Source organism: Allobosea sp. CCNWLY174 (assembly GCF_037120455.1).
GTDB lineage: Bacteria > Pseudomonadota > Alphaproteobacteria > Rhizobiales > Beijerinckiaceae > Allobosea > Allobosea lupini.
Genome location: NZ_JBBBBQ010000011.1, coordinates 40,635 through 60,359 on the forward strand (window position 1 = coordinate 40,635; position 19,725 = coordinate 60,359).

At 61.4% G+C, this 19,725-nt stretch carries 18 protein-coding genes and 1 tRNA gene; 11 read left to right on the plus strand and 8 right to left on the minus strand.

From position 1 onward, the window contains the following. Positions 1 to 81 precede the first annotated feature (81 nt). The 4 genes from V7S63_RS24545 to V7S63_RS24560 all read left to right on the plus strand — a co-directional run bounded on the left by V7S63_RS24545 (position 82) and on the right by V7S63_RS24560 (position 3,118). Positions 82 to 1,323, plus strand: coding sequence for a site-specific integrase (locus tag V7S63_RS24545; protein WP_336532152.1), 1,242 nt, complete (start codon positions 82 to 84; stop codon positions 1,321 to 1,323). 221 nt (positions 1,324 to 1,544) lie between these two features. Next, a complete protein-coding gene (locus V7S63_RS24550) occupies positions 1,545 to 1,724 on the plus strand; it encodes a hypothetical protein (RefSeq protein ID WP_336532153.1) in 180 nt (59 codons plus the stop codon). Between the two features lie 26 nt (positions 1,725 to 1,750). Further along, positions 1,751 to 1,951: a helix-turn-helix domain-containing protein gene (locus tag V7S63_RS24555; RefSeq protein WP_336532154.1), complete on the plus strand. Its 201-nt coding sequence runs from the start codon at positions 1,751 to 1,753 to the stop codon at positions 1,949 to 1,951. A 498-nt stretch (positions 1,952 to 2,449) separates the two neighbouring features. After that, positions 2,450 to 3,118 carry a hypothetical protein gene (locus V7S63_RS24560; RefSeq protein WP_336532155.1) on the plus strand — a complete coding sequence of 223 codons (669 nt, stop codon included), beginning with the start codon at positions 2,450 to 2,452 and terminating at the stop codon, positions 3,116 to 3,118. Positions 3,119 to 3,287: 169 nt separating this feature from the next. On the opposite strand, the gene V7S63_RS24565 is transcribed toward V7S63_RS24560, so the two are convergent. Together V7S63_RS24565 and V7S63_RS24570 are read right to left on the minus strand one after the other, a co-directional pair. Next, on the minus strand, positions 3,288 to 3,539 hold the full coding sequence (locus tag V7S63_RS24565) for a hypothetical protein (protein WP_336532156.1): 252 nt from the start codon (positions 3,537 to 3,539) through the stop codon (positions 3,288 to 3,290). 54 nt (positions 3,540 to 3,593) lie between these two features. Continuing rightward, positions 3,594 to 4,259 carry a hypothetical protein gene (locus V7S63_RS24570; RefSeq protein WP_336532157.1) on the minus strand — a complete coding sequence of 222 codons (666 nt, stop codon included), beginning with the start codon at positions 4,257 to 4,259 and terminating at the stop codon, positions 3,594 to 3,596. Positions 4,260 to 4,469: 210 nt separating this feature from the next. Between V7S63_RS24570 and V7S63_RS24575 the strand changes: the two genes are divergently transcribed. The 3 genes from V7S63_RS24575 (at position 4,470) to V7S63_RS24585 (ending at position 5,582) form a co-directional block, all read left to right on the plus strand. Continuing rightward, positions 4,470 to 4,670 carry a helix-turn-helix domain-containing protein gene (locus V7S63_RS24575; RefSeq protein ID WP_336532267.1) on the plus strand — a complete coding sequence of 67 codons (201 nt, stop codon included), beginning with the start codon at positions 4,470 to 4,472 and terminating at the stop codon, positions 4,668 to 4,670. A gap of 199 nt (positions 4,671 to 4,869) precedes the next feature. Continuing rightward, positions 4,870 to 5,103, plus strand: a complete 234-nt coding sequence (locus V7S63_RS24580; RefSeq protein WP_336532158.1) for a DUF3310 domain-containing protein — start codon at positions 4,870 to 4,872, stop codon at positions 5,101 to 5,103. Between the two features lie 2 nt (positions 5,104 to 5,105). Continuing rightward, entirely contained in the window at positions 5,106 to 5,582 is a 477-nt protein-coding gene (locus V7S63_RS24585) for a hypothetical protein (RefSeq protein WP_336532159.1), read from the plus strand. A 149-nt stretch (positions 5,583 to 5,731) separates the two neighbouring features. On the opposite strand, the gene V7S63_RS24590 is transcribed toward V7S63_RS24585, so the two are convergent. The 5 genes from V7S63_RS24590 to V7S63_RS24610 form a co-directional block, all read right to left on the minus strand. Further along, a complete protein-coding gene (locus tag V7S63_RS24590) occupies positions 5,732 to 7,309 on the minus strand; it encodes an ATP-binding protein (RefSeq protein WP_336532160.1) in 1,578 nt (525 codons plus the stop codon). Next, positions 7,306 to 8,943 (minus strand): radical SAM protein, encoded by a 1,638-nt coding sequence (locus tag V7S63_RS24595; RefSeq protein ID WP_336532161.1) that lies wholly within the window; start codon positions 8,941 to 8,943, stop codon positions 7,306 to 7,308. The genes V7S63_RS24590 and V7S63_RS24595 overlap by 4 nt, the downstream gene beginning before the upstream one ends. Then, a complete protein-coding gene (locus V7S63_RS24600; RefSeq protein ID WP_336532268.1) occupies positions 8,936 to 10,021 on the minus strand; it encodes a DGQHR domain-containing protein in 1,086 nt (361 codons plus the stop codon). The genes V7S63_RS24595 and V7S63_RS24600 overlap by 8 nt, the downstream gene beginning before the upstream one ends. Positions 10,022 to 10,039: 18 nt before the next feature. Beyond that, the gene (locus tag V7S63_RS24605; protein ID WP_336532162.1) at positions 10,040 to 12,409 is read right to left on the minus strand and encodes a DGQHR domain-containing protein; all 2,370 of its coding nucleotides are present in this window, start codon (positions 12,407 to 12,409) and stop codon (positions 10,040 to 10,042) included. A 595-nt stretch (positions 12,410 to 13,004) separates the two neighbouring features. Next, a tRNA-Gly gene (locus V7S63_RS24610) sits at positions 13,005 to 13,079 on the minus strand. A gap of 371 nt (positions 13,080 to 13,450) precedes the next feature. Between V7S63_RS24610 and V7S63_RS24615 the strand changes: the two genes are divergently transcribed. From V7S63_RS24615 to V7S63_RS24630, 4 genes are all read left to right on the plus strand, one after another. Continuing rightward, complete coding sequence (locus tag V7S63_RS24615; protein ID WP_100962123.1) at positions 13,451 to 13,978, plus strand: prolyl-tRNA synthetase associated domain-containing protein; 528 nt, start codon at positions 13,451 to 13,453, stop codon at positions 13,976 to 13,978. Between the two features lie 86 nt (positions 13,979 to 14,064). After that, positions 14,065 to 14,964, plus strand: a complete 900-nt coding sequence (trxA, locus tag V7S63_RS24620; protein ID WP_336532163.1) for a thioredoxin — start codon at positions 14,065 to 14,067, stop codon at positions 14,962 to 14,964. Between the two features lie 20 nt (positions 14,965 to 14,984). Beyond that, positions 14,985 to 15,656, plus strand: coding sequence for an LON peptidase substrate-binding domain-containing protein (locus V7S63_RS24625; protein ID WP_091842429.1), 672 nt, complete (start codon positions 14,985 to 14,987; stop codon positions 15,654 to 15,656). Continuing rightward, positions 15,647 to 17,053 carry an MFS transporter gene (locus V7S63_RS24630; protein WP_442896516.1) on the plus strand — a complete coding sequence of 469 codons (1,407 nt, stop codon included), beginning with the start codon at positions 15,647 to 15,649 and terminating at the stop codon, positions 17,051 to 17,053. The genes V7S63_RS24625 and V7S63_RS24630 overlap by 10 nt, the downstream gene beginning before the upstream one ends. Before the next feature lie 166 nt (positions 17,054 to 17,219). Here V7S63_RS24630 and V7S63_RS24635 read toward each other — a convergent pair whose 3' ends face one another. Beyond that, on the minus strand, positions 17,220 to 19,613 hold the full coding sequence (locus tag V7S63_RS24635) for a transketolase-like TK C-terminal-containing protein (protein ID WP_336532165.1): 2,394 nt from the start codon (positions 19,611 to 19,613) through the stop codon (positions 17,220 to 17,222). Between the last annotated feature and the right edge of the window lie 112 nt (positions 19,614 to 19,725).

Here is a 19,725-nt window from a genome sequence, read left to right on the forward strand (position 1 = left end):
AATCTATCCGGCGCCCGGTGATTAATTGTGCGGGTTCCTCGGCCGTGATTTTCTGAGCGTTTTTCATCTTTCGAGGTCATGATGACATTCCGGGCCAACATTACCAGGCGGGTTCGCCGCCGCAAACTCAAGTCGGGCGAGGTCGTGAAGCATCTGCGCTACGTCCTGAACTATCGCGAGCCGATCTCGGGCGACCGCCGCCAGGAGTTCTACGAGACGCTGAAAGCCGCCGAGGCGCGGCGCGCCGATCTGACCGCCAAGGTCATGTCGGACAGCTACGCCGACGAGCGCAAGGCGCCGACGGTCGGCTCCGCCATCGACCATTGGCTCGCCGATCGCGACGGCAAGGTGAAGCCGAACACGCTCGCGGGCTATAAGGTCGTGGTCGAGCACATTCGCGGGCCCTACTTCGACGGCCCGGCCAAGGCGAAGCTGGCCTGGAAAGCGTCGGGCAAGGTGCCGAAGGGCTGCCGGCTGGTGCCGATGCTCGGCGAGATCAAGACGAGCGAATTGACCACGGCGCGCATTCGCGCCTGGCACCGCGAGCTGACGGCGCTCTCGGGGCAGTATACCGCCAACCGGGCGAAGTCGCACTTGATCTCGATCCTCGCCCTGAACGAGGAGGATTTCCGGGTGCGGGCCCCGTCGATGCCGCGCGGCCTCGGGCGCAATCGGGTCAAGACCAAGAAGGTGATCCTGACGCCGACCGAGATCGGCAAGTTGGTCGAGGCGGCACGATCCGATCCCGAGCATGGGCTGTACTACGCCTTCCCATTCCTCGCCGGGACGCGGCCGTCCGAGCAGCTCGGGCTGCTCTGGGAGGACGTCGACTTCGACGCGAACCTCATCCGCATTCGTCGCATCCAGGAGCGCGACGGCTCGCTGACCAACATGACCAAGACCGAGGCCGGCACGCGTGAGATCCCGATGAGCGGCGTGCTGCGAGCGATGCTGCTCGACTGGCGCGTCCGTTGCCCGCGGCGGGGCAAGGAGCTGCACCGCGTCTTTCCCGGCCCGGGCCGGCTCCAGCCCTGGCCGAAGGTCGCCCGGATCGGCGGCGGCGGGCCACTGCTCTACCAGAACTTCCGCCAGCGTTATTGGGAGCCGGTGTTCGAGAAGCTCGGCCTGCCCTATGTCACGCCGCACTCGGCCCGGCACTCCTTCATTTCGACCTTGCAGGCGGAGGGCATCGAGGTCGGCCTCGTCGCCAAGCTCGCCGGCCATGCCAACGCCACCGTGACGCTCGGCCACTACACCCAGGCTGTTCGCGGCGGGGAGGCGGCCGTGGCGGCGCTGGACCGGGCCTACGCCGTGGGCAGGTAGAACGCGCTGAGAGCAAGGTAGACCGCGCTCGCGCATGTGGTCGGTCACACGGGGAGGGCGGCCACCGGGCCGCTGCTCCCCGTCGTCATTTGCGGTCTTGGCGGGCTCATTGATGCCGCGGTGATCCTGCGCTCGGTGCAATATCAGCCTGTCTCCCGCAAAATTATGCGCGGCCTCAGGGCGTGTTTCGATCGTCTTCGGAACACGACGGAGACGACGCCATGGACCAGTACCGCCTGATCGATCTGCGCACCCAGGCGCTGACCATCGTCACGCTGGAACGGGCGGCCGAGCTGGCCGAACTCGACGCCGACGAGATCGTCTGGGCGATCGAGGCCGAGGGCATCTGCGAGACCGATCTGCACGTCATCGCGGCGATCGACGAGCCCGCCGCGCTCTGATGCGGCCCGGCTTACACGCGCGCGTCGTGGCGCTGCTCATCACGGCGCGCCGCGCCCAAGGCCTGACCCAGGCCGATCTCGCCAGGCGTCTCGGCCGCTCGACCAACTTCGTCTTCCGCGTCGAGGCCGGCGCCCGCCATCTCGACGTTGCCGAGTTCATCGCCATCGCCCGTGCGCTTGAGGTCGATCCTTACGCGATGCTGCGGCAGGCCGAAGCGCAGGGCTAGCCGGCGGGCGCTGGGCGCAGCCGCGGCTACACCACTGCCTAGGGCGCAGCGGCCGCGGGGTACGGCCAGGAGCGCCAGGGCGGGGCCGTGCGGCCGGCGGGGCAGGGCCTGGCCTGCGCTGCAGTAGAGACAATGCGCGGCGCGCTCCGGGGGCGGCGCCTTCGCGACCTCCCCCATCTTCCATTGTCGAAGCCAGGGCCGAGGGACCCATCTGACAACCGCGCAGGTCTGCGGTCAGTACTGTGGCATGACGGCCGAGGTCCACTTCCGCCCCGTTTTGGTTCTTTGGTTTCGCAAGTGAAACCAGGATGCTCGGCGCCAATTTAGGCGTTAGAGGTTACCCGAAGCGGTGCGTTACAGATCACGAAGCTCGAAACAGAACTGCCTTTGACGTCCTTCAAAAGGAGGTTACGGCTAACAAGTGAGGCAAACGTTAAATTATGCTCACGCGGCACGTGCAGTTGAGTTAAACGGGCGCAGGCCGTTGAGGGTGCTTGAATGGATGTTCCAGCTGACAAATTATTGGATGCGCTCAAGTCAACGCCGACTTGGGTCTTGTTGGGGATTGCACTATCGGCGCTCGCGATCTGGTTTCTGCCACCAATTTTCGATAGCGTTCCTGACAATGCAAAGTGGGCTGTTCCAGTCGCGGCGCTCGCTTCGGGAATCTTCCTCGTATGCAAACTCAGCGACACTGGGATCTCATATACCAGAGCGCGATATAGCAGACGCATGGCCCAGGATTTGGAGCGCTTAAATCGTCTATACGATCCAATTTTTGCTATATTTATAACTTGTCATGTTACAACAAGTTCTTCTATTCTTTATCCAAGCCTTATGAGTCGAATTAGGCATTCATACGCCGAATTAAGTTTTTATGAAAGACGGTTGACTTGCCTAAGGATGGCATGGAGTGCGCTTTTTTATCGAGGCTATTCAATCAATGGGGTTGTTGATTTTGGTGGTAATTTTCCAATTTCGGAGATAGCTGCTCTTTTAAAGGCGGAGGCAATTTATGCCGATGATAAGCTTTGCCAATTGACACGCTGCGCGCATAGATCGCGCTACGAGGAGGGCGGCAACGAACTGCTAACGAGCGAGGAATTGGAGCTCATCCAGCATGTTGGTTTAGAACGTAAAAGGCTTCGTAGATTGTTATCCCGGTAGAAATCTTGACGGACTTATTAAAAAATTTTCGTCTTAGCCAAATTTAATATTCGTAATAAGCCACTTTCGGAGCGCAATGTAGCATTATATTGTATGGAGAAATTGGCTCGATCGTTTTTAAATAGCCAGCGCGTAGTTCGCGCTGGCCGTTAATCATCGGAGCGCTGACTTAGCGCCGCCGTGTTCCTTCGGCGATTAGAGATAGGCCGTCGCTCACATCGGCCATCCGGCGCTGCATCTCCATCTGCTGTGCGACCGGCAGCATGGTCCGCATGCACTCCTCATGTTGCGGAGACCGTTCGCCATAACCGGCCTGGAAGCAGACGAGCTTAGTGCGGGCTTCGGCGGCCTGTTGCGGCGTCTGGCAACCGGCAAGGGCGATCGCGCAAAGGGTAACGGCGCCAAGGATTCTGGTGTGCATAATTTTCTCCGGGCAAAAAGCCGGCACGGAAACACGCCGGAAATCCGCGCACAATCATGGGCTTGCAGGCCCAATCAGCTGGGCGTGCAGGAAACTCGGATCGGCAGTTTCGCGAATATGGTGAGCGGCGGCAGACAGGGCTGCGCGGTGTCGTGGCTGAATCACCAGCATGAACACGACATGCGAGGTCCGAACTGCCCAGATTTCGGCATCGGGAGCGACGTGCCGGAGATCGTCCGCGACATTGCGAATGAAGCTCTCGCGCTCCTTGCGCGGGAAGTGCTGATAGACCAGCAGCGAGTGGCCAGCTCGATACGTCGCTGCCAGCTCATCGTGATAGACATACTTCGAAGAGCCCTTCCTACCCTTGGCCAGCGACACCTCGATGCCGTTGTCGGGATCGAAGAAGATCAGGTCGGTATCGGCGAGCGCCGCGCTCGCCTGCTTGAACCAGAGCTGACGCTCGAACAGCGGCTCGGGCACGGTCGTGTTGACGAAGACCGCACCAGGCAGAATTTCGCTGCCTTCGATCCGGATCAGCCGGCGTGCGTCAGGTTCGCTCCGGACCCGCCGCAGCAGCGCGAACAGCTCGGGGTCATGGCGTTCCTGTCTGGACTGGTCGAGATAGCCGAGTTTGTTGCCGTCGCTGCGCTCGTCGTTCGGCGTTAGCATCCAGCAAACGCCGAGCCTCAGGCCCGAACGGCCGAGCAGCCGCAGCAAGGCATATTTTCGATAGTCGTTGACGTCGCCGACGTACTGCTCCTTCACGCCCCGTCCCCCGAATCATCGCTTCGGGGCACAGCATGCGCGAATACCCTATTTTGGGGTATTCGAAATTCGGGTTTCTTTGAACAGCCGGTCCAATCGCATCAGGCGCCGGCTCTGGCTTCAACCCAACCCGAACTCTACAAAGCCCTGCTCCAGGCGCTCATCCAAGCGCGGAAGGACGCAGGTATCACGCAGGTCGAACTGGCCGCGCGCATCGGCCGGCGACAGACCTTCGTGTCGAAATATGAAACCGAGGAGCGGCGGCTCGACGTGGCCGAATACATTGCGATTGCGCGGGCGATTGAGGCCGAGCCGTTCGAGCTGATGCGAACGGCAGACGACCGCGAACTAGGCCAATTGTAGGCACGGCGACGAGGGAATATTTTTGGGCCCGGTCCAGAATTCGGCCTACCGAGGTGCATGAACACGAGTTCGATCTCGGCGACATAATCGGAGAGATTATGTACGCTCTATTGCTAGGCATTCCGGACTGGTCAATAAAAGTGACAGAGATCCCTGAGCAAAGACGGCGGGCGACCCCGAAAGTCAGGAGGCTGAAGAGGTGAGCGAATCGGTCGACCATCCTCCCCATTATGGTGGGGCCGACGATCCTTTTGAGGCCATCAAGGTAGTCGAGGCATGGAGTTTATGTTTTCATCTTGGCAACGTTGTAAAATACGTTTCCCGATCGGGGAAGAAAGGTAACGCATTAGAGGACCTGAAGAAGGCCCGGTGGTATCTCGACCGTAAGATTGCCAACATAGAAAAAGCTCTACAGGACCAAGTGAAGGGATAGCAGTGGACGCTCAGACTATATCGGCCTTTGCTGCGACAGGAGCGGCCATCGCCGCCGCGACGGTAGCCGGGATTCAACTCTATGTTGGCCATCGGCAATCCAAGGCAGCTTTGCTGTCTGCCGATGCCGCCCTAATGAATGCCAAAAATGCTGGCCGCCATAAGATTGCCGACTCGCGTCAAAAGTGGATTGACAAAGTGATCGACGCGCTCAGCGAACATCACGCGATACTTATTGCGCGGCCGGACCACGGCCATCTTTCGCCGGACGATGCCAGGAAGCTTGCCGCGTTGCGTACAAAGATTGAAATCCTCCTCAATCCTGACGAGTCCGACACCATCGCCCTGCTGAAAGTCATGGATGCGGTTGAATCGAGTGACACGGCCACCGCCCGCGAACTTCATGAGGCGGAGATGGTAGCAATCGCTCGCCGCCTGCTTAAGGCCGAGTGGGTCCGCATCAAGAACGAATTGCAGTAGGCCATTCAGGTGGCAGCCTCAGGGCGGGTGCTACTTAATTTGTAGGGTTTGCCCGTTGCTAGCCGCCGGATGAAGAGCCGGATTGAATCAAGACGGCGGCTTCGCCCGGTGAAGAGTATTAGCACTTGTCACGTACCACTCCCCCAGAGTCAGCCTAGCCGCATCATGATCCGGTCGATCAGGGCCTTAGCGGCCACGCGATTGACCGAACATTGATATATTAGCTCAAAAAAACTTTCGTATGTCTTTCGTTCGGTCTCCGATAAGCGCATGAGTGGCGAAGAGACGGTGCCTTCGTCCTTCATTATCAGGCTCAACTTCGATTTTAATTCGCCTACTAGGCCGCTCCTTGCCGAGCATGTCTCAGCCAATATCTCCATACCGTCGATTTTCGACAGCTGCATGAGCCCTTGTTCTGCCACCAGCGCTAGTCGCTCCCGCTCCGACTTGCCGACGCCCCCTTGGGCGATAACCTCGATCGTGCCCGCGACAGACTCGGCTTGAAGCTCAAATTCCCGCTGCCATTTGCGCCGAACTGAACTGGTTCGACACCGGCGTGCGATGTCGCGCGCAGTGGGAGCCAATTGATTGGTCAAATTGTTATAGTGCGCGTTCTGCTCGAAGTGATCGCGACGTCCATTAGGCACGATCCGCTTGTCGATAACGTGGACTTCGCCAACCGACCACACATTAAAGCGCGGCTCGGGGAACAATTCCTCAAGGAGGGTATGGTCCCCTACCTGCACATTCCCAGACCGGAGCCTCAGGCCTTTTGCGAGGGTGGCGGTCGGCAGCGCGCCCTCGTAGTCGTGGTGCACAACCCATGCGATGGCGGCCAGATCGCCGTCGATCCCGGGAATTTTGATGAGGTCTAACTCGTCGAAGGAGATATCCGGCTTGTCGTCGAAGGAGAAGCGGTCGCGGTAGGGTCGGTAGATGGGCGCATCAGAACCCTCAACCCAAATCTCCAAGGAGCCGAGATCGACGACGTCTCGCAAGGCGTCCGTGATTTCGTCCGCAAAACGGAATGACGGTGAAAACGGCACGGGTGCCACTTGGCTGAGATAGTCCTCAATCGCGGACGGGCTCATGAGCCGATCGTTTCGGAGCCGCACCATGCCCTTCAACTCCACTTCGAAGAAGCGGGCCGGGGCATCCGGCATGTCGATCCGCTCAAGCTGAATCACGCTCCGAATAAGGTCTGCGACGCCAGCATCCGCGTCCGCCTCGCGAAGTGCAGCCTTCAATCGCCGGCAGTCCCATCGAAGCTGAGAGACTTTCTCCTCACCAGCGACGCGGGAGCGGAATATCAGTTCCTGCGCGTAGCCCAAGCCGGCCAAGCGGCCAACGCCTCTGAACCCCCGTGCCGTCGTGCCGCGCTTTGCACTACCGCCTAGCGCAGTTAGCCGGCGTCCGAATTCCGGAAACGCGATGCCGGCACCGTTGTCCCGGATCCGAACTGTTCGTGTTTCAGGGGTGACTGAGATGTCGACGCGTCCAGCCTCTTCCGGGTTCAGAATTCCTTCGGCGCGCGCAGCGTCGATCGCGTCAGCTGCGTTTTGAATGTACTCGCGGTAAACTGTCATTGGGTCTACGTACATCGCACTCGACACGAGCTCGAGTACGTCTTTGCCGACAACGATATCGTGGATCTCGTGAGATTCGGCCCCGTCCGGCTCCCGACTCGAAAGGAGCGAGCGGGTTTTTGCCGCGCTGACAATGCTCATGCTGCGACCCTCTCGCGCGCTTTGGACCTGCGAGTCGACGTCGGGAGTGCAGACTCATCATCATGATCGAGGCCGGCGTCTTCGACGCGCTCGTCTTCGGCGAGGCCCATGTCGGCAGTCACTTCGCCTCGTGTCAGCTCCTTCTGCTTCGCCCAGATAGCGAACAACTCCTCTTTTGGTAGAGGGACGTAGAAGCCGAGGACACGCTTCAGGGGTGCGGTAGTCGCCCGCTCCGCAAGAAGCGGGAACTCTCGCGGATCACACGACGAAAGGAGTTCGATGAGTTCGCTGCGCTCAGTTGCATCTAGCCGCGCGAACTCTGCGCGATAGGCATCGAGGCGTTGTTGAGGGTCAAAGCGTTCGTACCAATCGCGGTTGAAGATGAAGTCGTGCGGCAACAAGAGGATGCGTTCGTAGTCGGCGAACGTGTCGCCGTATGCCCGCTTGAAGAACGTCGGCTCCCCACTGACGATTCCGTGGGTGGCTTGAAGGATGATTTGCATCGACCGAAGCTGGTAACGTGACCACTTTTCACCGACATGCCCGCGGTCTGGACGGTCGGTCGGCTGATAGCGCATCGGGAATGACCAAATTCTGACGCCAAGCTCCTCGTTCAGGGTCACGTTCAAACGCATACGCTCGAACAAGTCCTGGGGACCATCGTGGAAATTATACAGCATATAGTTCGACAGTTCGGTGAGACCGTACTCGGCCGCGTAGCGCACAGCTTGTTCATACGGCTTCTTGACGCCCAAATGGTCAAACGCGATCCGGAGCGGCTTAAGGCATATCGTGGCGAGCTCACGCAGGTACATCGGATCCTTGCAGAGAATCCTGGCATCGACACCCTGATTGAAGTCTACCCGCCGCTGCACCGGTACCCGCGATCCTGGACGGAGCAGCTTTGCTCCCGGTGTGAACCCAAGATCCCTGATCTCGGCGATGATTTCCTTGAATCGCGGCGAGGCGACCACATTGTTATCCATCAAGATCAGATCCTTCTTGGGACCGTACAAATCCTCGATGGAACGGACGAGGTCGGTGAGCGATTCAGTATCGCGTTGAGCTCCCTCGAGCTTCGGAACTCCACAGAAATGGCACTTTCGGATGCAGCCTCGAGAGGTGTAGGCGAAATATGCGTCCCGGACAGAGTACTTATACGGTACCTGATCAAGGATATCGTAGTCTGGAACTAGATCCTCGATAGGTTGACCGTAGTTGTCGTCGGCGTACAATTCTTCGGAAAATTCGTCTAGCTGCAATGCGGCAGCGGGCGGTTGGGACAGAAGGCCCTTGATGAATCGAACACCATGCCAGCGGCGTTCGGTCAGAAACCGGCTGTGCATGAGGGATGCCGCGATTCCTCCGACGAACACCTTGTCGGCTTGGCCGTTGGCGACTTCCAAGGCGAAGTCAATCGTCTGGGCAATCTTGGGATATTCGAACGAGAACAGGGTGGTAACATAGATCCGATCCCATGCTTCAGACAGGACTGCGCGATCTTCACCCTTGATGAAGCGCACGCGATCTCGCTTGCCACGCGGCCCATGATACTGAGCGATTTTCATCAAGCCTAAGGGAGGGTACTTGTTCTTGTAGCCCGGCTCGATCAACAGGATGTTCTTGTTAGCCACTGACCACCTTGTATTTTGCCCGGCGGCGAACCTCCCGGATGTATTCTACTGCGGCTTTAACGCCGCCTTGCCCGCCGTAACCCCTCAATGAGCCATCGTTCGCCCAATCAATCCGGTCCACAAATTCCGAGAGCGCGGCAGCAAAGACTCTGCTGTCGCAGGCACATCGCGCCTCCCGGCTTTCCAGGTAGATGTCCGAGGCGATCCGTGTGAGCGCGTAGACGCCGATGCCCTTGGTGAGCACATGCCGGCGAGGATCGGCCCAGGCATCGGGAAGCGTCTCGGCGACAGCCTGCCAAAATCTTTCGACGGTCAGGGTTGCCGCTTCGACGGACATGTCCTTGAGGATGCGGGTCGCTCGTACGAAATCATGCGCTGCCTGCTGCATCATGCGTAACGACGCGATTCGCTTCAGGCCCGAGGTCGTGTTTCCGCCGAGATTGAGCCGCCTTCGCCATGGCGAGGCTTCCGAATTGTTGAGGTGGAGCGCGATGAAGAGTTCCGGCCGCTCGGCCGCCAGGTCACCCGCGAACTGAGCTTCATGATAGTCCAGCAGGCTACGGCTCAGGCCCTTCGCCTTGCTGTTGATGATGCTGAACACCTCCATTTCCTCACGTCGGGAAAGACCGAGGAAACACATGAACGGCAGGACGGTCGGCAGATCAGCCAGATGGCCAAGCCGATGCTGGCAGTCAACTTGCGCCATGACCTTTCCCGCACCGGGCTCGATCACAAGCTCGGCCGCAAGGCCGGCGTCTCTCACTGCCCAGCGACCCTCACTGGGAGGGCGCAGATTTAGCGTCAGCGGTATCGTCGAGCTGCCGTCCTGCTTGATGTAGCGACGAAAGTCTTGGCTATGGCGGGCATTAAAGGGACGCTGATAGCCTTCCCCGGTGTCCTCGTTCAGGATGTCGGCGAAGCTATGCGCGTAAAGCAGGTTCGCCGAGGCGAAGCCGAGCAGCACAGGGCGATGCGCCGAGAACCCCTTCAAACAGGAGACAACAATCGGTGCGATAACAGCGACTCCCCAACCAAAATTGCAGCGCTTCGCTGCATTTCTGGCAGGCCTTCGCTGCAAGTTCAAGCCATCAAATGATCAGGCGGCAGCTTCCAATGCTGCCGCAGATTCGTCCGAGAGATAGCGCTGCTTCGGATCCACCGGTACCTTGCCCGCGATGTGGGTCTTCACAAGCTCGTGGACCCGGGCGACAAAAGCGACTTGGTCCTTTGACAGCGGCCCCTTCTCAGCGTGGTGGGTTACCGTCCTGGCCTTGTTGACCTTTCCAATCCACCGGACCAGCGTTGCTTTCGCGCCCTTTCCATAAAAATTGTAGTATTCCTTGAAGTTTTCCCAGTTGTCGCCGTACAATACGATGTCAGCATAGTTCACAAAGAATAGGTAGCGCCAGCGCTCGTGCTCGCCGTTGTTTTCATTGTAATTGCGATCACAATCGTTTCTCACGGTCTTTGGAACACCCTGCACCCACCATGCGTCCTTCGCTTCGCCGTATTTTGCTTTGAGCGTCGCCAGGACGTCGTCAAAAAGGATGCGGTTGATCTCATCAATCATATCCTTGGCTCGCTTAGTCCCTTCAGCATCTTGACTCTCAAGGTACTCCCGAACCTCTTTCAAATCGAAGCTGGGCATCGCTTCGTAGATGATCGCCATTAACTGCAGGCAGTTTTGGCTGACACTGACCAGCGAGCTGCCGCGGTTCCGGAACCGGGCAACGTCGGCTGGGTCGGCCCGCCGGAAATACTCGATGATCGGCGCGACCAGCGGCGCAACCCGTTCAACGATTTCGGCGGGTTCCAGGTTGACGGTTCGTGTTCCATCGCGCTCCACAAATTGAATGAGCTTCCTGAGGAGCTGCATCAGGGCGCGAAGGCCGAGATTCGTACAGAGGTACCCGCCTTTCGCGTCCCCCAGAGCCCAATGCTCCGGAAGCGCTACGGAGAAGAGATTGAAATAGGCGGCCAGGGTCTCGCTTGCCTTATCCAAGGTGAGAAGGGGTGTTGCACTGACTTCGGCTAACGGTCCGGGCTGTAAGGCGATGGTCGCGCCCTTACCAACCTTGTGAATGGTCCCGAGAAGGTTATTCTCAGCAATACCATCAGCCAGGGAGGTCAGGGTCAGGCATCGGACGTGGTCCTTGTCCTGTGCAACGGTGAGGATGCGATCTTTGAACGGAGATACCCCGAGGCTGTCCAGCCGAAGCGAAACGCGGGCGCACAACGCCTCAAGACGACGCCTAGGATCTTCATGGTCGATATCCAGGCTGGATACGATCTCGTTCACGAGGTTTCTGGAAACTTTCACTTGCTGAGTGTTAATGTCGACGAACATCTGGATCTCGTCGCGGATCGCCATGTTTTCGTAAGCGAGGACGGATACGACCGAGCGATCTTCCTTCGCATCCCGCCGGGCATAGGCATAGCCGTATAGACGGTGTTGTCCATCGATGATCCACGCAGAGCCATATTGACCCGGCAGGCTTAACGTTCCCGTTGCCGTGTCTCCAAAGCTCTCAGTAATATCAAAATTCAAACTTGCAAGCTTGATATTGACAACAATATTGGTAGGAAATGTCCCTCCATCGTCGATATACTTGCCTAGGGCCTTGAGGCGAGTGGGCTTCACCATGCGCTGGTAGGTGTCCAGGTCTTCATTCGACGCCTTCGCCATGTGGCTGATGTAGGCGATCCGAAGGAGATCATGCGGTGAGATTAGAAAGTTGTAGAAGGTTGTCTTCCCCACCCGCCCGCGTGTAGCCGGCACCTTGGTGCGAAGTCCCTCTACTTTCTCGCCCTTGAAGTAACGGCCGAGGAACTGATAGCGTGCAGCCGTCTTGAGAATGTCGGTGAGGCGGTTGAAGTAAGCAAGATCGTCTTCCGTTATGATCGGGACGCCCGCAGCCTCAGCCCGCGCTTTGTCCGCGGCACGCCAATCGATATTGCGAGTCGCAATGGCGAACTTCACCTTCAACTTCGGATCCCGGCCATAGTGGCTGTGAACAGCCTTGATCACGTCCTCACGGATTGCCGCGATCTTGTCGAGCAGCGCCTTCACCGACTTTGAGCCGGTCTCTCGGGAATGCGTGCATTCGACGATGAAAACTGTCTCGTCATCCTTCGCGAAAACATCCAGTTGCCGTGCCGGGGCCTTATCATTGAGTTGGACGCAGAAATTGCGATCGGCGTTGAGTTCCGAAAATCCCATTTTGTAGAGCAGAGACCAAACATCGTCCTCAAGCTGGCGATCGAACGGCTTGTCTCGCCCCAGCCGAATAGAACGCTTGTTCCGCTTCAGTATGCGCCAGCCATCAGCTTCTTCGCCAGCCAATTTCAGCGCTAGGCTCGCAGCCGACGTCCCGCTAATCGTCTGTTCGTCGACCGACTTCGCACGAAGTAAGGCGACCGATTTTAGACTGTCGCCAGATGAAAGCCCGATCAACGAATCAGCCATACCTTCGCCCCCTCGCCTTAGAAGGCTCATTTATTGTAACAGGCCGATACAACACGCAAGGTTAACCGGCATCCAGACCGACCAGAGCCCCCTTTTTCCCCAGGCTGACCACGGGTGCGGATCTCCATGTGTATCGACGGCGAATGTTCAGCTATCGGAGGCCTCTTGGCCCGCTCCTAGGAGGCTGCTCGGAAACTCGTACGCAGTGTAAAGCCACTCACAGGGTAGTCTATGTGCCTCGTTTGGTTCATCGAGCAACGCCGCGGAGCTTCATCTTCAGTCCTGCCGCTGCTGGCGGATGCCGGACGTACCTCATTGTTTCAATTGCGCGACAGGTCGAGCACTACCGCCGCTGCGAGCCCATGACCGCCTGCATCCGCATTGCCTGCATTGGCATCGGGAAAATTGCTTCAAACAGTGAGGGTTAGCGGGAGCGGTGTGAGAGACTCTGCGCGGCTCCGGTTCGGACTTGTAACCGCGAGGTAACCACGGGCTTCCTGAGCCCTTCGGAAATCGTCGCAAATCCCACAGGCTCAAAAAGCAAAAAGCGCCGGGAAACCCGACGCTTACGTGCCTCTCAAACTTTGAGATTGTCTGGAGCGGGCGAAGGGATTCGAACCCTCGACCCCAACCTTGGCAAGGTTGTGCTCTACCCCTGAGCTACACCCGCATCCGAGACAGTCGCGCCGTGTTGGCGGCGCGGCCGGTTTATTGCCCAACGGGACGAGAAGCGCAAGCGCCTTGTTGCAATTTTCTGATGGTCGCGTGACAGGCCCGCAAAACCGCCGAAGAAGCAGTGCCATAACGCGGACAAGCGCTGGATGCGCCTTCAGCTCTGTCGATCCGCTAGCGATATGATGGAAAAGCAGCTGTTATCCTGGGCGAGTCGGGCGCCATCTCGACGCGAGCGATGTCGCGTCGCTCTATGCCGCGCGGGGCGATGCGAAGGGGCATCTGACCTGTTTCACGCCTGGCATCGCTTGCCTGCGCCGGCTGGCGGCCTTAGGCATCGCGCAGCTTCCCTGTCCTGACCGGCCGAGCATGCCCACGCCTCTCACTCCCGACGCTCTCATCGCCAAGCTCGATGAGCTCGGCATCAAGACCGAGCGCATCGACCATGTCGCGGTCTTCACCGTCGCCGAATCGAAGGAACTGCGCGGCAAGGTTCCCGGCCATCACACCAAGAACCTGTTCCTGAAGGACAAGAAGGGCAGGCTCTTCCTGGTCTCGGCGCTGGAGAGCACGCGGATCGACCTGAAGCGGCTGCACGAGCGGCTCGGCGCCAGCGGGCGGCTGTCCTTCGGCTCTGCCGAGCTGCTGATGGAGACGCTCGGGGTGACGCCCGGATCAGTCACCGCCTTCGCCGTCGTCAACGATCGCGCCGGAGACGTTACCATGGTGCTCGATGCGGCGCTGATGGATGGCGAGCGCCTGAATTTCCATCCTCTGGTCAACACTGCGACGCTCGGCATCTCCAGAGACGACATGCTCGCCTTCCTGCGTGCGGTCGGGCACGAGCCGATGATCATTGACCTTCCGACACCGCCGGACGATGGACAGAACGGCTGAAGCCACCCATCTATGGGGTGGCCCGCCATGCGGGCATCCGGTTTTTCGATTTCCACGTCGACAGAGTGCTAGGTGAAGGACAAGCCATGCTGGTCAATGGCGATGCGGCCCCGGCCAAGGGGCTGATCAAGGACACGACGACGCAAGGCTTCCGCCAGGACGTCATCGCCGAATCGATGAACCAGCCGGTGCTGGTCGACTTCTGGGCGCCCTGGTGCGGCCCGTGCAAGCAATTGACCCCGGTGATCGAGAAGGTGGTCAACGAGGCCGGCGGCAAGGTCAAGCTGGTCAAGATGAACATCGACGAGCACCCGGCGATCGCAGGCCAGCTCGGCATCCAGTCGATTCCGGCGGTGATCGCCTTCCAGCGCGGCCAGCCGATCGACGGCTTCATGGGCGCGCAGCCGGAGAGCCAGGTGAAAGCCTTCATCGAGAAGCTCGTGGGGCCGATGGGGCCCGGGCCGATCGAGGAGGTTCTGGCGGCTGCGGCGGAGGCTTTGGAGGCGGGCGACGCGGCGGGCGCAAGCGAGCTCTATGCCGAGGTGCTGGCGGCTGAACCGGAGAACATCGCGGCGATCGCCGGCATGGCGCGCCTGCATCTCGACGCCGGCGATATCGAGGGGGCCAAGGGCTTCCTCGCCATGGTGCCGGAGGCGAAGGGGCAGGATCCGGCGGTGGCGGCGGTCCGGGCCGCGGTCGAGCTCGCCGAGCAGGCCGCCTCGCTCGGCGATACCGCCGAGCTCGAGGCCAAGGTCGCGGCCAACCCCAAGGACCATCAGGCCCGCTTCGATCTCGCCTTGGCGCTGAATGCGCGCGACAAGCGCGAGGAGGCGGTCGACCATCTGATCGCGATCATCAAGGCCGACCGCACATGGAACGATGACGGCGCGCGCAAGCAACTGCTGCAATTGTTCGAGGCCTGGGGGCCGATGGACGAGCACAGCGTTGCCGGTCGTCGCAAGCTATCGGTCCTGCTGTTTTCGTGAGGAGAGAGGAGCGCACGCTGATGGGCATGAACGCGGTCTATTCCGGGCCTGAGGACTGCCCGGCGGTGATCCCGCTGTTTCCGCTCGCCGGCGCGCTTCTGCTGCCGCGCGGGCAGATGCCGCTCAACATCTTCGAGCCGCGCTATCTCGCCATGATCGACGATGCGCTGCGCACGCACCGCGTCATCGGCATGATCCAGCCGGAGCCGGACAACGGACGCCAGGCGCAGGTGCCGCCACTGCTCCAGGTCGGCTGCATCGGCCGGATCACGCAGTTCGCCGAGACGGGCGACGATCGCTACGTCATCACGCTGACCGGCATCTCGCGCTTCCGGCTGGAAGAGGAACTCTCCGTCACCACGCCCTATCGCCAGGGCCGGGTGTCCTATGGCGATTTCGCCGTCGATTTCGAGGCGCGTGCCGGCGAGGACGAGGTCGACCGCACCGGCCTCATCAAGGCACTGCGCAGTTTCGCCAAGGCGAACGAGCTGAAGATCGACTGGAAGGGCGTCAACGAGGCGCCGAACGAGGCGCTGGTCAACGCGCTCTCGATGATGTGTCCGTTCGGGCCGCGCGAGAAGCAGGCTCTGCTGGAGGCCCCGAGCCTGAAGACCCGGGCCGAGGTGCTGGTCGCGATCACCGAGATCGAGCTGGCGCGCGGCGGCTCCGACCCGGACACGACATTGCAGTGAGTGCCGCTTCCCTGCCTGCCGCCAGCGATCAGCCCGCGACCTATCCCCCGCGGCGCTCGGTCGTCGCCTGGATCTTCTTCGACTGGTCGGCGCAGCCCTTCTTCACCCTGGTCACCACCTTTGTCTTTGCGCCCTTCTTCGCCTCGGCCCTGGCGAGCGACCCGGCAGAAGGGCAGGCGCTCTGGGGCTATGCGACGGGCCTTGCCGGGCTCGCCATCGCGCTGCTCTCGCCGCTGCTGGGGGGCATCGCCGACAGGACCGGGCCACGCAAGCCGTGGATCGCGGTGTTCGGCGCCATGCTGGTCCTGGGCTCAGGCATGCTCTGGTACGCCAAGCCGGGTTCGCCCTGGGCGGTGACGATCGCGCTCTGCGGCTTCGTCATCGGCACGATCGGCGCGGAATTCGCGACGATCTTCAACAATGCGATGATGACGCGGCTGGTGCCGCCGGAGCGGCTCGGGCGCCTCTCCGGCACCGGCTGGGCCGTCGGCTATCTCGGCGGGCTGATCTCGCTGGCGCTGACGCTCGGCTTCCTCGCGGCCGATCCGCAGACCGGCAAGACATTGGCCGGCCTGTCGCCGCTGTTCGGGCTCGATGCCGCCGCTCGCGAGGGCGACCGCTTCTCCGGGCCGCTCACCGCACTCTGGTTCGTGATCTTCGTCACCCCGATGTTCCTGCTCACGCCGGACTCGCCGCGGACCGGCATCCCGCTGAAGGAGGCGGCGGCCGGTGGGTTCTCCCATCTCAAGGCGACGATCGCCGAACTGCCCTCTCTGCCCGGGCTCGGCCGCTTCCTGCTCGCGAACATGATCTACCAGGACGGGCTGGTCGCGCTCTTCGCCTTCGGCGGCATCTATGGCGCCGGCGTCTTCGGCTGGCAGACGATCGAGCTCGGTGTCTTCGGCATCCTGCTCACGGTCACCGGCACGCTCGGGGCCTGGGCCGGCGGCAAGCTCGACGATGCGATCGGCGGCAAGACGGTGATCCTCGGCGCCATCGCCTGCCTGCTCTTCGCCTGCATCGGGATCCTCTCGCTCGGGCCGGGGCAGGTCGCTTTCGTGATCGAAGCGGCGCCGCCCGTGCCGGGCGACGGCCTCTTCGCCTCGCTGCCGGAGAAGGTCTATCTCGGGCTGGGGCTGCTGATCGGTCTCGTCGCCGGGCCCTTGCAGGCCTCGTCGCGCAGCCTGCTCGCCCGGATCGCGCCGCCGGCCCGGATCGGCGAGTTCTTCGGGCTGTTCGCGCTGGCCGGCAAGGTGACGTCCTTCCTGGGACCGACGCTGGTCGCGCTGGCGACGACGATCTTCGCCAGCCAGCGAGCGGGACTGGCGGTGCTGATCGGCTTCTTCCTGACAGGTGCGTGGCTGATCGCGGGCGTGAAGGTGAAGCGGGGCGGCTGATCCGAGGCGCGGGGAACCCTCTCCTGGAAGGAGAGGGCAGGGTGAGGTGTGGGCGGTTTGACCAGTTCCGCGAGCGCTCACCGCGGCTACGTTGCAGCTAACGATTTCACTCCGAACACCTCACCCCTGCCCCTCTCCTTTCAGGAGAGGGGTTCCGTGTTGCGCTTTACGGCAGCGCTTTCAGATACCTGACCGGCCGGCCCGGCGCCGCCGCATTCGCTGCGTGGACGATCGCGTTCGCGTCGATGCCGAAATGGCGGTAGAGGTCGGCGACGGTGCCGGTCTGGCCGAAATGCTCGACGCCGAGCGCCTTCTGCCGGTGGCCGTGGACGCTGCCGAGCCAGGCCAAAGTCGCCGGATGGCCATCCAGCACCGAGACGATGCCGCAATCGCGCTGGAGATCGCCGAGCAGGCGCTCGACATGGCTGGTCGCCTCATGGTTGCCGCGCTGGCGCGCCCGCTCGGCCGCCTGCCAGCCGGCATTGAGCCGGTCGGCCGAGGTGATGGCGAGCAGGCCGACATCGCGCCGGTCCTCGGCAAGCAGGCCGACAGCCTCGATCGCCTCGGGCGCGACGGCGCCGGTATAGGCGATGACGACGGAGGCATTCGGGCCGGGCTTCCTCAGCCAATAGGCGCCGTCGATGATGTCGCGCTCCAGCTCCGGCGTCATGGCGCGCTTGGGCTGCTCGACCTGGCGGGTTGAGAGGCGCAGGTAAACCGAGCCGCCGGTCTCGTCGCGCAGCCAGGTGCGCTCGTCCGGATCGCCTTCGCCATCCTTCTGCAGGTATTCGAACGACCAGCGCATCATCACGGCGAGTTCGTCGACGAAGGCCGGTTCGAAGGCGCAGAGCCCATCCTGGCTCATGCCGATCAATGGCGTCGCGATCGACTGGTGCGCGCCGCCCTCGGGCGCCAGCGTGACGCCGGCCGGCGTCGCGACGACCATGAAGCGGGCGTCCTGGTAGCAGGCATAGTTCAGCGCATCGAGACCGCGCGAGATGAAGGGATCGTAGAGCGTGCCGATCGGGATCAGCCGCTCGCCGAAGATCGAATGCGACAGGCCGAGCGCCGAGAGGTTGATGAACAGGTTCATCTCCGCAATGCCAAGCTCGATATGCTGGCCCTTGGGCGAGAACTCCCATTTCTGCATCGAGGGGATGCGCTCGTCCTTGAAGGTGTCGGCCATCGAGGCCCGCGCGAACAGGCCACGCCGGTTGACCCAGGGGCCGAGATTGGTCGAGACCGTGACGTCCGGCGCCGTCGTCACGATGCGGTCGGCGAGCGGGCCGCCGAGCTTCGCCAACTCGTCCAGCACCTTGCCGAAGCCCATCTGCGTCGACATCGTCGCCTGGATGCCGGCTTCGAGCCTGGCCGGGACCGGCAGGGCCGGAGCCGAATGGCGCCGGCGGCCTTTGGCGAAGAACGGCACCTTGTCGAGGAAGGCGCGGATTTCCTTCTCGGGCAGCGCCAGCCCCTCGAACAGGTCCCATTCATGGCCGGGCCGGACCTTGTTGGCGGCCTTGAAGCCTTCCATCTGCTCCTTGGTCATCAGGCCGGCATGGTTGTCCTTGTGCCCGGCCAGCGGCAGGCCGAAGCCCTTGACCGTATAAGCGAGGAAGCAGACCGGCCGGTCATGCGTGATGCCCTCGAACGCCTCGAGCAGCGAGGGCAGATCGTGGCCGCCGAGATTGCACATCAGCGCCGAGAGCTCGGCGTCGGAGCGCGTCTCGATCAGCCTGGTGACCGGGCCCTGGTCGCCGAGATCGTCCATCAGCCGCTTGCGCCAGGCGGCGCCGCCCTGGAAGGTCAGGGCCGAATAGAGCTGGTTCGGGCAGGAATCGATCCAGGCCTTCAGCCGCTCGCCGCCCTTCTCCTTGAACGCCGCCTGCTGCAGCGAGCCGTATTTCAGCGTGACGACGTCCCAGCCGAAGGCGCGGAACATCTGCTCGATCCGGTCGTAGAGGCCCTCGCGGACGACGGCGTCGAGCGACTGACGGTTATAGTCGATCACCCACCAGGTGTTGCGCACACCGTGCTTCCAGCCCTCCATCAGGGCCTCGAAGATGTTGCCCTCGTCGAGCTCGGCATCGCCGATCAGCGCGACCATTCGGCCCTCGGGCGTGTCCTTGCCCCAGCCATGCGCCTTCACATAGTCCTGGACCAAGGATGAGAAGAGCGTCTGCGCGACGCCGAGGCCGACCGAGCCGGTCGAGAAATCGACGTCGTCTATGTCCTTGGTGCGCGAGGGATAGCTCTGCGCGCCCTTGTAGCCGCGGAAGTTCTCCAGCTTCTCCTGCGTCTGCAGGCCCATCAGATAGTTGATGGCGTGGAAAATGGGCGAGGCGTGCGGCTTCACCGCGACCCGGTCCTGCGGCTTCAGCGCGGCCATGTAGAGCGCCGTCATGATCGTCGCCAGCGAGGCCGAGGAGGCCTGGTGGCCGCCGACCTTCATCCCGTCCTCGTTGGCGCGGATGTGGTTGGCGTTGTGGATCGTCCACGAGGCCAGCCAGAGAATCTTCTTCTCAAGCTCGGCGAGGATGGGCAGACGGGGATCGGACATAGCGGTGCTCCTTGGGCCGGGACATCATGCACAATTGCCTTGGGGAAGGCAGCTAAAGACCGCCTCGCCGGCTGACGGAATTGGCGGTTTCCGCTAAGCTGTCATGGCGAGG